Consider the following 13,307-nt stretch of genomic DNA (forward strand, 5'->3'; position numbering starts at 1 on the left):
GTGCCGTACCAGCCCCTCCGGAGACGATCGATGAGTGCTCACTGGATTTCAATCTGCGCGTTGGCCGGCATGTTCGTGCTCGCCACGGCACTGCCCGTCAACATGGGCGTCATCGCCTTCGTGGGCGCATTCCTGGTGGGCACCCTGGTGGCCGGCATGAACGCCAAGGTCATCATCGGCGGATTCCCGGCGGACCTGTTCCTCACGCTGGTAGGCATCACCTACTTGTTCGCGCTGGCCCAGAACAACGGCACGATCGACTGGCTCGTCAAGCTCGCGGTGCGGGCGGTGCGCGGACGCATCGCCGCGATCCCGTGGATCATGTTCGGCATCGCCGCGCTGCTCACCGCGGTGGGTGCGGTGAGCCCCGCCGCGGTGGCCATCATCGCGCCGATCGCACTGGGCTTCGCGGCCAAGTACCGCATCAACCCCCTGCTGATGGGTTTGATGGTCGTGCACGGTGCGCAGGGCGGAGGCTTCTCGCCCATCAGCATCTACGGTGGCATCACCAACAAGATCGTGGCCAAGGCGGGGCTGCCGCTCAGCGAGATGACCACCATGCTCGCGAGCCTCGGCGTCAACCTGTCGGTGTCGCTGCTCCTGTTTTTCCTGCTCGGCGGCATGAAGCTGGTGCGCCAGAAGGCCGACGCCAGCGGCGCCCTGCCCGCCGTGCCGCGCGTGGCGCACGGCCAGGGCGGTGCCCAGGTCTATGGCGACGCCGAAGGGGAGGCCCTCACCGAGGAACGCCGCACCGCGTCGCCGGGCAACGACTCCCTGATGGACTCCGCCACCGACGCCCCTGTCGAGCAAGGTTCGCGGACCTACCAGTTCGCCACCGTGGCCGGCCTGCTGGCCCTGGCGGTGCTGACGCTGTTCTTCAAGCTCGACATCGGATTCGTCTCGATCACCATCGGCCTGCTGCTGACGCTGATGGCCCCCAACCTGCAGAAGCGTGCACTCGGGCAGGTGTCCTGGCCGGAGATCATGCTGATCGTCGGTGTCAGCACCTATGTGGGGGTGATGGACAAGATGGGCACCATCGACTTCGTCGGGCACAGCGTCGCGGGGCTGACCTCGCCTCTGGTTGCGGCCCTGTTGCTGTGCTTCGTCGGGGCCGTCGTGTCCGCATTCGCGTCCTCGACGGCGGTGCTGGGCTCCCTGATCCCGCTGGCGGTGCCGTTCCTCCAGGGTGACTCCGGCGTCGGTGCCATCGGCTTCATCGCCGCGATGGCCGTGTCGTCGACCATCGTGGATGTCAGCCCGTTCTCCACGAATGGCGCCCTGGTGCTGGCCAACGCCAAGGGCATCAGCCGCGACGTGTTCTTCCGGCAACTCATGCTGTACGGTGCCATCGTCACCGTGGTGGCGCCGGTGGTGGTGTGGCTGCTCTTCGTCGTGCTCTGAAGTTCGTCTTCGACCGACCCCTCATCCAACTGATCGGACCGCCATGAACACCCGCCACTGGAACGCCAAGGCCGACGACCGTGCCGCCCGGTTGACCCGCGCCCGCGAGTCACTGGGAACGCGACTCGTTGGCAAACGTGTCGACACCGACGCGATCGGCCATTTGCTGGAAGCGGTGATCCTGCCCGGCGACCGCGTCTGCCTGGAGGGAAACAACCAGAAGCAGGCCGACTTCCTCGCGAAGGCCCTGGTGCAGGTCGATCCGCGGAAGGTCCATGGCTTGCACATGGTGCAGTCGGTGCTCGCGCTGCCCGAGCACCTGGACATCTTCGAGAACGGCATCGCCTCGCGGCTCGACTTCAGCTTCTCGGGGCCGCAAGGTGCACGGCTGGCCAAACTGGTGTCGGCCGGCAGCATCGAGATCGGAGCGATCCACACGTACCTCGAACTGTTCGCGCGCTATTTCATCGACCTGACGCCCAAGGTGGCGCTGGTGGCGGCGCAGGCCGCCGATGCCGCGGGAAACCTCTACACCGGACCCAACACCGAAGACACGCCAGCCATCGTGGAGGCCACCGCCTTTTCCGGTGGCATCGTGATCGCGCAGGTCAACGAATGGGTGGATGGCGAGACGACCACGCTGCCCCGCATCGACATTCCGTCCGACTGGGTCAGCTTCGTCGTGAAGGCCCCTCGACCCAACTTCATCGAGCCGCTCTTCACCCGCGACCCGGCCCAGATCAGCGAGATCCAGGTGCTGATGGCGATGATGGCCATCAAGGGCATCTACGGCGAGTACGGCGTGCAGCGCCTGAACCACGGCATCGGTTTCGACACCGCCGCGATCGAACTCCTCCTGCCCACCTACGGCGAATCGCTCGGCCTGAAGGGCAAGATCGGGAAACACTGGGCGCTCAACCCCCACCCGGCCCTGATTCCGGCGATCGAGGCCGGCTGGGTCGAGTCGGTGCACTCGTTCGGTTCGGAGCTGGGCATGGAAGACTACATCCGGGCCCGCTCCGACGTCTTCTTCACCGGGCCCGACGGCAACCTGCGGAGCAACCGCGCCTTCTGCCAGGCCGCCGGGCACTACGCCTGCGACATGTTCATCGGATCGACCTTGCAGGTCGATCTCGACGGCAACAGTTCCACGGCGACGCTCGGCCGCATCGCCGGTTTTGGCGGCGCACCCAACATGGGGGCGGATGCGCGGGGCCGGCGGCACGCCAGCCCCGCGTGGCTGAAGGCCGGCCGCGAGGCGCGCGCCGGCCGAACCGGCGCGGCTGGCACGCCGCGCGGACAGAAGCTGGTGGTGCAGATGGTCGAGACCTTCCGCGAACACATGCAACCTGCGTTCGTGGACCGGCTCGACGCCTGGACGCTGCAAGCGCAATCCGGCATGGACCTCCCGCCGATCATGATCTACGGCGACGACGTGTCGCACATCCTGACCGAGGAGGGCATCGCGAACCTCCTGATGTGCCGCACCGACGCGGAGCGCGAGCAGGCGATCCGCGGCGTCGCCGGCTACACGGCGGTCGGGCTGGCGCGAGACAAGCGCGCGGTCGAGAACCTCCGGGACCGCGGCGTGATCCGCCGCCCACAGGACCTCGGCATCGACCCCCGCCAGGCGACACGCAACCTCCTGGCGGCCCGCAGCATGCGCGACCTCGTCACGGCCTCGGGGGGCCTCTACCAACCCCCGAAGCGGTTCAGAAACTGGTAACAGGAGACGCCACCATGAGCAATGTTCCCGCAGGGCTCGAGACCCTGGACTTCTCCTTCTCCGGCGGCCGGCCGGCCGGCGCGTTCCAGCCCGTGCTGGTGGGTGTGGTCGGCTCCGGCAACCTCGAGGTGATGCTCGAGGCTGCTGCCGGGGCGGCGTGTGTGGTGCGTGTCGAGACATCGGCGCGCGGGTTCGGATCGATCTGGCAAGCCGTGATGACCGACTTCCACACGCGCCATCCACTCGCCGGCGTGCGTGTCTCCATCAACGACATGGGCGCCACGCCCGCGGTGGTGAGCCTGCGGCTCGACCAGGCGGTGGCCGGGATCACAGGAGTTGCACCATGATCAGCTACGCGGAATGCTCGGCCCGGGAACGACTGGCGCTGCTGCTCGACGCCGGCAGCTTTCACGAATGGCTGCCCCCCTCGGAGCGGGTCACCAGCCCCCACCTGGCACAGCTCGGGGTCCCGTCGGCGTTCGACGATGGTGTCGCCGTCGGCCGTGCCTTGCTCGGTGGCCGCGAGGTGTTCGTTGCTGCGCAAGAGGGCCAGTTCATGGGGGGCGGTGTCGGAGAGGTTCACGGCGCGAAGCTGGTGGGCCTGATGCAGCGGGCCCTTCGGGACCGGCCCACCGCCGTGGTGCTGCTGGCCGAGTCCGGTGGCGTGCGATTGCACGAGGCCAACGCGGGCTTGATCGCCGTGTCCGAGGTCATGCGTGCATTGCTGGACGTGCGCGCCGCCGGCATCCCGGTCATCGTGCTGATCGGCGGGGCGAACGGCTGTTTCGGCGGGATGGGCATCGTGGCCCGCTGCGCCGACCACGTCGTGATGAGCGATGCGGGCCGCCTGGCCATGTCGGGGCCCGAGGTGATCGAGGCCTCGCACGGCGTCGAAGAGTTCGACTCCCGCGACCGCGCGCTGGTCTGGCGCACGACCGGCGGCAAGCACCGCTGGCTGACGGGGGACTGCGACGCGCTGGTCGATGACGACGTGGCTGCGTTTCGCACGGCGGCCATTGCGGCACTCGACGGATCGGCCCCCCTCACGCTGGCGGCCCTGGAGGACGAACATGCCTTGCTCGCCGCCCGATTGGACGCGCTGCCGGTGGACACCGGTGGTGGCGACGACGCGACGCTGCTCTGGCGCGCCCTCGGCGTCGCCGAGGCAGAGCGGGTGCCGGAGCTGGACGTGGACGCCGTCCGCGCGCTGCGCACCATCAACCAAGGGGCATAGGCCATGCAATGGAACTCTCTGGTCAACCAGCTTTTCGGTCCGGACCACGGCATCCGCCTGGATGGCGACCTTCTTCGAGGTGACGTGCTGTTCGACGGCGAGCCGATCAGCGTGGTGGGCACCACGAACCACGCGCCGATCGGCGTCCAGCTGGCCCTGGCGCAGGCGCGTGCCGTGCTGGACACGGTGGTCCAGCATCCCGGCCGGCCGATCCTGATCCTGATCGACACACAAGGGCAGCAGCTCCGCAGGCGCGATGAATTGCTGGGCATCAACCGCGCCATGGCCCACCTCGGCACGTGCATCGACCTGGCGCGGCGCCGTGGGCATCGCGTGCTGGGGCTGGTGTATGACCAGGCCCTGTCCGGCGGGTTCATCACGTCCGGCCTGATCGCGGACGCCTGCTTTGCACTGCCGGAGGCGGAGATCCGGGTCATGCGCATCCCCGCGATGGCGCGTGTGACCAAGCTCTCCGAGGACAGGTTGGCAGAACTGTCGCAGTCGAACCCTGTGTTTGCGCCGGGTGTGCAGAACTACGTCGCGATGGGCGGGGTCCGCGCCTTGTGGGAGGGCAACCTGCCAGCCGCGCTCCGCGATGCCATCGCCAACACGCCTGTGGCGGACCAGCGCGCGCAGGACGGCGCCGAACGCGGCGGGCGCCTGCTCGCCGCGGCCGTGGCGCAGCGCGTGCTGGACGCTGCCTGAGCCGCCGCGATCGCCATGCGCCGTTTGCATCGCCATCAACTCGCCTGGCTCTCGGAGCCGGGCTGGGCCGCCGTGCTGGGCCGGCCCTGGGATCCAGAAGCGCTGGCGTGCCTGCACCACTGGTCGGCCCATCGGCTCCCGCTGGTCGTGACACGCCAGCCGCACGATGCCGAGCCCTCCGGCTTGATCGCGCTGGGTTTGCCCTGTCCAGCGCGTTGGAGCAGGCGGCGCTTGTCACTGGAAGCGCCGCGTTCCGGCATCGCGTGCCTGGGCGCTTTTCCAGGCTTGGCCGCAGTCCAGGCCATGGTGCCGCTGTCGGCTCGACCGGCGCTGCGCCACCTTGTGGCCGACCTCGACGCATGCCAGGCGGCACCGCGCGTATTCGGCAGCTACGGCTGGCAAGCCATCAGCGGCCTGGACCATGTCAGGCCGGAATCAGATCTGGACCTGGTGGTCGACGTGGACGGCCCGGTGCATGCGGATGCCGTGGCACGTGCGCTTGGGAGGTTTTCTGCGGGATGGCTCAGGTTGGACGGCGAACTGGTGTTCGAAGGCGGCGCTGCGGTGGCCTGGCGCGAATGGATGGCGTGGCGCGCCGGCAGTGCGCAAGCGGTGATGGTGAAGACATTGCGTGGCGTGTCCTTGCAGCGCGACGGCGCCGCGTTCGATCGGGACCTGACGGAGAGCTTCCCATGATGGCCTTGGCGCTGCACCTGGCCGCACCGCCGGGCCTGGCACTGGCGTCCATCGCGCGCGACGCGACGCGTTCGCTCTACGACGAACTCGCGCTGGCACCGAAACCGGGCCTGGTGACATTGATCGACTCGGGCAGCCATGACGACATGGACGCCCACACCTTCATGCGCAGCATCTTCTCGCTGCGTGACTACTTCGGCCAGATCACCCAGGCTGGCTTTGATGGTGCCGAGTTCTCCCGGTTGGAGCGGCTGGGCATCGAAGCGGAAGGTCGCATGCTTGACGCCACCGGTGGTGTCAACACACACCGGGGTGCCATCTTCATGCTGGGGCTGCTGTGCGCCTCGGCGGGCGCCGTCGTGCGTGAGCATGGCTCTGCGGCCCGGCCGTCGCAATTGCGTGAGGCGCTGTGCAGCCATTGGGGAGGCGCGCTGGCCAGTCGCTGCGAGCGGATCTCGGCGCTGCCCGGTGGCATTGCAGCACGGCGCCACGGCCTTCGCAGCGCGTCCCAGGAGGCAGCGCTCGGATTCCCCGTCCTGTTCGAAACGGCCGTGCCCGCATTGGCCTCGGCCCTTGCCCGCGGCCTGCCCGCCCAGCAGGCGCGGCTCGACACCTTGTTTCACATCATGGCCGTGCTCGACGACAGCAATCTCGCGCACCGCGGGGGCCTCGCCGGGATGCGCCTTGCGCAGCAACGCGCCCGGCAGTTTCTTGCCGAAGGTGGCGTCGCCGGTCCCGGCGGGCTTCTGCGCGCCCGCGCGGTTGCGCGCGAGTTCGTCGCGCACCGACTGTCTCCCGGGGGAGCGGCAGACACGCTCTCTGCAGCTTGCTGGATCACACGCGTGTGTGCAGGCGCATGAGCTTCGCGTTGCTCTTCTCGGGTCAAGGCAACCAGCATCCTGCGATGCTGCCCTGGCTGTCCGACGACGACGCCCTCGTGCGCGAGACATGCGTTCGCCTCGGCGTGGACGACTGGCGGCGCGCCCTGGCCGATCAGGCCTGGGGCCAGCGCAACGACAACGCCCAGACCTTGCTGACGGGCCTCGCCTTGGCCGCCTGGCGCCAGCTGAGCCCTGCCCTGTCGTCCCCCGCAGCCATTGCGGGATACAGCGTGGGCGAGTTGTCCGCGTTCAGCGCGGCGGGTGTCATCGAGCCCGGAACAGCGGCGGCGCTGGCCCCCCTGCGGGCCGCGGCCATGGATCGATGCGCGGCAGGCACCGCTGGTGGCTTGCTTGCCGTCAACGGGCTCGCGCCGCAGACGCTGGAACGCCTGTGCGCTGACACCGGCCTGGCCATCGCCATCCGCAATGGGGTCGACAGCGTGGTGCTCGGTGGCCCGGGACCGGCGTTGGACGAGGCCGAACGCGCCGCGTCTCACGCCGGCGCGAAGTGCACGCGCCTGGGCGTTGGCGTCGCATCGCACACCCCTTGGATGCGTGGTGCCGCGGAAAGCTTCTCCCGCACGCTGGCGGACGTGCCGTTCCACGCCCCGACAAGCGTGTTGTTCAGCAATGCGCGAGATCGCATCACTGATGCGTCGTCGGCGCGCATCGCGCTGGCCGACCAGATCTGCAACACCGTTCGCTGGGACGACTGCATGGAGAACGTGGCGGCCCGGCACGTCAGCTGTGTGCTGGAGATCGGCCCGGGCCGTGCGCTGGCGCGCCTGTGGAACCAACGCTTCCCCGGCATCCTGGCCCGTTCCTGCGACGACTTCCGCAGCGCGGCAGCGATTGCAGCATGGATCGACAGCAACTCGGACCCATGAACGGCCCCCGTGACAGATGGCCCCAAGCAAGACAGGAGTTTCACCGTGAATGACAGCCCCACAACGCCCCGTTTCTTTCAACCCGTCAACATGGAAGACGCGCATGTCTGCGGCATGGCGGCCTACGACAAGTTGGTGGCCGAAGCGGACGCCGATCCCAGCGGGTACTGGTCCCGGCTGGCGCGCGAGCTGGTCAGCTGGAAGACACCCTTCACGAAGGGACTCGACGACAGCCAGGCGCCGTTCTTCCAGTGGTTCGCGGACGGCACCCTCAACGTCTCCTACAACTGCCTCGATCGCCAGGTCGAGCGTGGCCTGGGGGACAAGACGGCCATCATCTTCGAGTCCGATGACGGAACGGTCTCTAGGGTCAGCTACAGCGACATGCTGGCACGCACCTGCCGCCTGGCCAACGTGTTGCGGGCGCGTGGTGTCAAGAAGGGTGACCGGGTCGTCATCTACATGTCGATGAGCGTCGAGGGTGTGGTCGCGATGCAAGCATGCGCGCGCATCGGTGCGACCCATTCGGTCGTCTTCGGCGGCTTCTCGGCGCAAAGCCTTCGCGACCGCATCGAAGGGGCGGGCGCCGTGATGGTGATCACCGCCGACCACCAGCTGCGTGGCGGAAAGCAGTTGCCTCTGAAAGCCATCGTCGATGAAGCGATCGCGCTGGGTGGTTGCGACGCAGTGGCCGATGTGATCGTCTACCGCCGGACCGGTGGGGCCGTGGCCTGGGAACCCTCGCGGGACCGGTGGATGCACGAAGAGATGCAAGCGCAGCCTCCCACCTGCGAACCCGAGTGGGTGGGCGCCGAGCACCCGCTGTTCATCCTCTACACCTCGGGATCGACCGGCAAGCCCAAGGGCGTTCAGCACGCGAGCGGGGGCTACCTGCTGCATGCGGCCCTGACCACGAAATGGTCCTTCGACATGAAGCCCGACGATGTGTTCTGGTGCACGGCCGATATCGGATGGGTCACCGGCCACACCTACATCGCCTACGGTCCGCTCGCGCTGGGGGCAACCCAGGTGGTGTTCGAGGGTGTGCCCACCTATCCCGACGCAGGCCGCTTCTGGAAGATGATCCAGGACCACCAGGTCAGCGTGTTCTACACCGCCCCGACCGCGATCCGCTCATTGATCAAGTTGGCCGAGGCAGATGCCACCGTGCATCCGAAGCGATACGACCTGTCGAGCCTGCGCATCCTGGGCTCGGTCGGCGAGCCCATCAATCCGGCCGCCTGGGCGTGGTACCACCAGCACATTGGAGGGGGCCGCTGCCCGATCGTCGACACGTTCTGGCAGACCGAGTCAGGGGGGCACCTGATCACGCCGTTGCCGGGGGCCACGCCGCTGGTACCGGGTTCCTGCACGCTGCCGTTCCCGGGGATCACCGCGGCGATCGTCGACGAGTACGGCAACGACGTCCCCCATGGCCAGGGCGGCATCCTCGTGATCAAGACGCCCTGGCCCAGCATGATCCGCACGATCTGGGGCGACCCCGAGCGCTTCAAGAGCAGCTACTTCCCGGCGGAGCTCAAGGGCTGCTACCTGGCCGGGGACGGCGCCATCCGCGACCCACTGACCGGCTACTTCACGATCACCGGCCGCATCGACGACGTGCTCAACGTCTCGGGCCACCGCATGGGAACGATGGAAATCGAGTCTGCACTCGTGGCCAAGACCGATCTCGTGGCCGAAGCCGCCGTGGTGGGCCGCCCGGACGACACCACCGGGGAGGCGATCTGCGCCTTTGTCGTCCTGAAAGGTGCGCGCCCTACCGGCGAAGAGGCCACGCGGATCGCCAACGAGTTGCGCAACTGGGTTGCTGCGCAGATCGGGCCGATCGCCAAGCCCAAGGACATCCGCTTCGGCGACAACCTTCCGAAGACACGCAGCGGGAAGATCTTGCGCAGGTTGCTGCGCTCCATCGCGAATGGCGAGGCCATCACCCAGGACACCTCGACGCTGGAGAACCCCGCCGTCCTGGAGCAGCTGGCGCAGAAGAACTGAGGCGCCGTGAAGGCGCACGCAGCTCCTTCGTAAGTCTTTGCAATCGCGACGGTTGCAGGGGGGGGACGCGCGTTGCGCCTGTGCACTGGGCGCGCGACGTTCGTCCCGGGTTGAGGCGCCTGGGCGCGCGCACAAGCGGTTGCAGATCGCCCGCCTCGCGCAGCGAGACTTCCGCCCGATCCCCCGGACCGCCCTCATGCCCACCCACACCCATCCCCTCGCCTTTCGGAGCCGCTGGGCTCAGCTCGTCCTGTCCATGGCCATGGCCACGTCGCTGGCGGCCTGTGGAGGCGAGGACGAAGCCTCGGCCTCGCCCGCGCCTGTGTCCGGGGCGGCCCCGGTGCCAGCGCCGACACCAGCCCCTGCGCCCAGCCCCGCACCGGCGCCTGCCCCGGCGCCCGCTCCTGCGCCCGTTCCGGCTCCGGCTCCGGCCCCAGCTCCAGCTCCAGCTCCAGCTCCAGCTCCAGCTCCAGCTCCAGCTCCAGCTCCGGCTCCGGCTCCAGCTCCTGCGCCAGCCCCTGCCCCGGCTCCAGCGCCCACCCCCGCGCCAACGCCGGCCCCCACGCCTTCCCCGGCCCCGGCACCCGCCGCCGGCATCTGCCCGGCCGGCCCGTTCGACAAACCGGTCGTGGGCAACCCCGTGGCCACCCGGGTGGCCAATGCCATCCCGAACGACAATTACCAGACCCAGTACGCGAACGTCGAAGGGGCGGTATGGCTGGATGGCGCCCTGTACTTCAGCGAGTTCGGTCCCGGCAACTCGCCCCCGCCGTCGCGCATCGTTCGCCTGGCTGGCACCGCCGGTGGTGAGGTGGTGGCAGCCACTGCCGGCACGAACGGCCTGGCCGTGGACCGTGCCGGTCGCCTGTATGGGGCGAGCCACAAGGTTGGCGGCATCGTCCGCTTCAGCCTGCCGGGTGGCGCGGAGACGGTGCTCGTGTCCAGCCACGAAGGGAAACGGTTCAACTCACCCAACGACCTGACGATCCGCAGCGACGGCACCGTGTTCTTCACAGACCCGAGCTACCAGGCCCCGTCCCCGCGGCCGCAGAGCAGCACGCGCGTCTACCGGTTGGCGCCAGGCGCCACGGCGGCGACCGTGATCGACGAGAACCGGTCCGACCCGAACGGCATCACCCTGTCTCCCGACGAAAAGACGTTGTACGTGACGGCCAACGACGGGCTCTTCCGCTATGCCATCGCGGCCGACGGCACCGTGGGCCCGGCCCAGCGCTTCGGCGATGTGGGGCACCTGGGCGGTGACGGCATGGTGGTGGACTGCGCCGGCAACCTCTACGTGACCAAGGGCGCCGTGGTGGTGGTCAGCCCGGAGGGCAAGGAGATCGCCCGCATCCAGCTGCCCGGCGGTGACCAGCAAGTCACGAACGTGGCGTTCGGCGGGGCCGACCGAAAGACGCTCTACATCACCGCCATGGGGTCGTCGAACACGCGCGGCATCTACAAAGTGGACCTGGCCGTGCCGGGCTACCCGTACTGAAGGCAGGCGGCCGCCCGCGCTGGCGAGGCGGCCGAGTTTGCCGCACAACCATTGCGGCGTCTGTCGTGACAAGGCCCCTGCCGAAGGAACCTGGCGAAGCGGGACACAAGTAAAAAAGCCCGCGGCGACTGTCGCTGCGGGCTTCCTGTTTCCGATCGTGGACCGTCGATCTCAGAACGGAATATCGTCGTCCATGTCGTCGAAGCCGGTGGACGACTTCGCGGCAGGTGCCGGGGCCGGACGCGGCGCCGGAGCGCGGGGAGCCGGGGCGCTGCGTTCGCTGCGCTCACCGCCACCACCACCGCCACTGCGCTCACGCGGGGCGTAACCGCCACCGCCGCCGCCTTCGTCGCCACCACCGCCGCCGTCACGGCCGCCGAGCAGCTGCATGTTGTCGGCGATGATTTCGGTGGTGTACTTTTCGGCGCCGTCCTTGTCTTGCCACTTGCGGGTCTTCAGGCGGCCTTCGACGTACACCGAACGGCCCTTCTTGAGGTACTCACCGGCGATTTCGGCCAGGCGGTCGTAGAAGACCACGCGGTGCCATTCGGTTTCTTCCATCTTGTCGCCACTGGTCTTGTCTTTCCAGTTGCGCGACGTGGCGATGGTGATGTTGCAGATGGCCGCGCCGTTGGCGGTGTACCGGACTTCGGGGTCACGCCCGAGGTTGCCGATGAGGATGACTTTGTTGATGCTGGCCAAGGTGTCTGGCTCCTGGGTTCCCTGAGGTGCCTGGGCGGAATGCCGCCCCGGGGAGCCTCAAGTGGCGTGTCTGTGGGATGACACCCATTATCGCCGAAGGCCGTGACGCCCACCGCCTGAACTTTCCCGCCAAAACCCGGTATCGCTGAACCCACGCCGGCGAACATCCTCCCCGCCCCGCCACCCCGGGCATCCACGGCGAGGGGCCACGATTTCAAGACGCCGGAGGAAGTGTCCACACTCGTGCTGCGGCAGGCCGCACGCAGACCTGTCACTGCGATTCACGGGATGGCGCGGGGCGCGCCCGTTCCCACAATGGGCGGTCGCGGCTCCCTTCGGGCCCGCGCTTTCACAACAAGGCGCCACACGAAGGCGCCCAAGAGGAAAACACCCCATGCGACTGTTCCAACGGCCAGGCACTGCCCTGCGCCTCATTGTCCTGACCCTCTTCGCCGTGAACGGCGTCGCGCCGGCCGCCACGTCGTCGGCCAACCGGCCGATGCTGAATTCCACCACGCAGGCCTACTACACGCTCGAGAGGTACCTGCTGCGCACCGGCACCATCGGCGAGCTCGCCATCGACCGCTGGAACCCGACGGCCGGGGCGGGCAGCGGGTTCGCCGCCACTTACACCGTGGCCGCCGACGGCAGCGGCAACTTCACCACCGTGCAGGCGGCCATCGACGCGGCCTCGGGTTCGGCCCGGGTCTACATCGCCGTGAAACCGGGCACGTACCGCGCCACCGTGTGCGTGCCGGCGAACAAGCCGCCGATCACGCTGTACGGCACCGACAGCGACGCGGGCCGATCCGTGATCGTCTTCGACAACGCCGGACCGAAGCCGAAGCCATCCGGCACCCCGGCCAATGCCTGCAACCCGAACACCGACGCCACCACGTACGGGACGTCCGGCAGCACCACCTTCACGGTCGCGGCCAATGACTTCCACGCGAAGAACCTCACCTTCTCGAATGACTACGTGGAGGAAACCTACAGCGGCTCGGGGCAGCAGGCGGTGGCGCTGAAGACCACCGGCGACCGCCTGATCTTCGACAACGTGCGCGTGCTCGGCCACCAGGATTCGCTGTACCTGTCCACCCGCGAGGCGGCCACCGTGGCCCGCGCGTACTTCAAGAACAGCCAGGTCCAGGGCGACGTCGACTTCATCTTCGGCCGCGGCACCGCGGTGTTCGACGGCTGCACCATCACGTACCTGACGGGGCGCAAAGGCAATGGCGGCAACCACATCGCCCCGTCCACGGCGGCCGGCAACCCGTTCGGTTTCCTGTTCGTCAACAGCCGCTTCACCCATGACGGCGCATCCGCCGACAGCGTGTCGATCGGCCGCAGCTGGGACGAAGGCGTGGCCGCCGGCACCTACCGGGCCGGCGTCTCGCCCAACGGGCAGGCGCTGATCCGCGAGTCCACGATGGACGGGCACATCAAGCTGCAGACGCCCTGGGGCACGTCCACGTCCGGGCGCGTGTACAGCCCGTCGGGCAACCGGTTCCGGGAGTACCAGAACACCGGCGCCGGCTCGTAGGCCTTTTGGAGCGGGTTT

12 protein-coding genes are annotated in these 13,307 nt (G+C 68.5%); 11 read left to right on the top strand and 1 reads right to left on the bottom strand.

Annotation, left to right across the window (positions count from 1 at the left end; translation table 11 throughout):
* The first annotated feature begins 30 nt into the window (after positions 1-30).
* The 10 genes from ASC87_RS15520 (at position 31) to ASC87_RS30780 (ending at position 11,044) form a co-directional block, all read left to right on the top strand.
* Complete coding sequence (locus ASC87_RS15520; RefSeq protein WP_056663639.1) at positions 31-1,404, top strand: SLC13 family permease; 1,374 nt, start codon at positions 31-33, stop codon at positions 1,402-1,404.
* A 43-nt stretch (positions 1,405-1,447) separates the two neighbouring features.
* The gene (gene mdcA, locus ASC87_RS15525) at positions 1,448-3,130 is read left to right on the top strand and encodes a malonate decarboxylase subunit alpha (protein WP_056663642.1); all 1,683 of its coding nucleotides are present in this window, start codon (positions 1,448-1,450) and stop codon (positions 3,128-3,130) included.
* 14 nt (positions 3,131-3,144) lie between these two features.
* Positions 3,145-3,477, top strand: coding sequence for a malonate decarboxylase acyl carrier protein (gene mdcC, locus ASC87_RS15530; protein ID WP_056663645.1), 333 nt, complete (start codon positions 3,145-3,147; stop codon positions 3,475-3,477).
* Positions 3,474-4,364: a biotin-independent malonate decarboxylase subunit beta gene (locus ASC87_RS15535; protein ID WP_056663650.1), complete on the top strand. Its 891-nt coding sequence runs from the start codon at positions 3,474-3,476 to the stop codon at positions 4,362-4,364. Before mdcC ends, ASC87_RS15535 begins: the two co-directional genes overlap by 4 nt.
* 3 nt (positions 4,365-4,367) lie before the next feature.
* A complete protein-coding gene (gene mdcE / locus ASC87_RS15540; RefSeq protein ID WP_056663652.1) occupies positions 4,368-5,069 on the top strand; it encodes a biotin-independent malonate decarboxylase subunit gamma in 702 nt (233 codons plus the stop codon).
* Positions 5,070-5,084: 15 nt separating this feature from the next.
* The gene (mdcG, locus tag ASC87_RS15545; protein ID WP_056663655.1) at positions 5,085-5,765 is read left to right on the top strand and encodes a malonate decarboxylase holo-[acyl-carrier-protein] synthase; all 681 of its coding nucleotides are present in this window, start codon (positions 5,085-5,087) and stop codon (positions 5,763-5,765) included.
* Positions 5,762-6,625 (top strand): triphosphoribosyl-dephospho-CoA synthase, encoded by an 864-nt coding sequence (locus ASC87_RS15550; protein ID WP_056663657.1) that lies wholly within the window; start codon positions 5,762-5,764, stop codon positions 6,623-6,625. The genes mdcG and ASC87_RS15550 overlap by 4 nt, the downstream gene beginning before the upstream one ends.
* The gene (locus ASC87_RS15555; RefSeq protein WP_056663661.1) at positions 6,622-7,533 is read left to right on the top strand and encodes an ACP S-malonyltransferase; all 912 of its coding nucleotides are present in this window, start codon (positions 6,622-6,624) and stop codon (positions 7,531-7,533) included. Before ASC87_RS15550 ends, ASC87_RS15555 begins: the two co-directional genes overlap by 4 nt.
* 90 nt (positions 7,534-7,623) lie before the next feature.
* Positions 7,624-9,546 (top strand): acetate--CoA ligase, encoded by a 1,923-nt coding sequence (gene acs, locus ASC87_RS15560; RefSeq protein WP_056663802.1) that lies wholly within the window; start codon positions 7,624-7,626, stop codon positions 9,544-9,546.
* A gap of 628 nt (positions 9,547-10,174) precedes the next feature.
* Positions 10,175-11,044 (top strand): SMP-30/gluconolactonase/LRE family protein, encoded by an 870-nt coding sequence (locus ASC87_RS30780; RefSeq protein ID WP_056663667.1) that lies wholly within the window; start codon positions 10,175-10,177, stop codon positions 11,042-11,044.
* A gap of 171 nt (positions 11,045-11,215) precedes the next feature.
* On the opposite strand, the gene ssb is transcribed toward ASC87_RS30780, so the two are convergent.
* On the bottom strand, positions 11,216-11,746 hold the full coding sequence (gene ssb / locus ASC87_RS15575) for a single-stranded DNA-binding protein (protein WP_056663669.1): 531 nt from the start codon (positions 11,744-11,746) through the stop codon (positions 11,216-11,218).
* Between the two features lie 394 nt (positions 11,747-12,140).
* Here ssb and ASC87_RS15580 point away from each other — a divergent pair, with 394 nt between their 5' ends.
* Complete coding sequence (locus ASC87_RS15580) at positions 12,141-13,289, top strand: pectinesterase family protein (protein WP_056663672.1); 1,149 nt, start codon at positions 12,141-12,143, stop codon at positions 13,287-13,289.
* The last annotated feature ends 18 nt before the right edge of the window (positions 13,290-13,307 follow it).

This window comes from Rhizobacter sp. Root1221 (assembly GCF_001425785.1).
GTDB lineage: Bacteria > Pseudomonadota > Gammaproteobacteria > Burkholderiales > Burkholderiaceae_C > Rhizobacter.

Excerpts from the sequence above, each read along its gene's own strand:
- ASC87_RS15520 (WP_056663639.1), top strand. The coding sequence starts at position 31 with ATGAGTGCTCACTGGATTTCAATCTGCGCGTTGGCCGGCATGTTCGTG.
- ASC87_RS15555 (WP_056663661.1), top strand. The coding sequence starts at position 6,622 with ATGAGCTTCGCGTTGCTCTTCTCGGGTCAAGGCAACCAGCATCCTGCG.
- mdcA (WP_056663642.1), top strand. The coding sequence starts at position 1,448 with ATGAACACCCGCCACTGGAACGCCAAGGCCGACGACCGTGCCGCCCGG.
- mdcE (WP_056663652.1), top strand. The coding sequence starts at position 4,368 with ATGCAATGGAACTCTCTGGTCAACCAGCTTTTCGGTCCGGACCACGGC.
- mdcG (WP_056663655.1), top strand. The coding sequence starts at position 5,085 with ATGCGCCGTTTGCATCGCCATCAACTCGCCTGGCTCTCGGAGCCGGGC.
- mdcC (WP_056663645.1), top strand. The coding sequence starts at position 3,145 with ATGAGCAATGTTCCCGCAGGGCTCGAGACCCTGGACTTCTCCTTCTCC.
- ASC87_RS15580 (WP_056663672.1), top strand. The coding sequence starts at position 12,141 with ATGCGACTGTTCCAACGGCCAGGCACTGCCCTGCGCCTCATTGTCCTG.
- ASC87_RS15535 (WP_056663650.1), top strand. The coding sequence starts at position 3,474 with ATGATCAGCTACGCGGAATGCTCGGCCCGGGAACGACTGGCGCTGCTG.
- ASC87_RS15550 (WP_056663657.1), top strand. The coding sequence starts at position 5,762 with ATGATGGCCTTGGCGCTGCACCTGGCCGCACCGCCGGGCCTGGCACTG.
- acs (WP_056663802.1), top strand. The coding sequence starts at position 7,624 with ATGGAAGACGCGCATGTCTGCGGCATGGCGGCCTACGACAAGTTGGTG.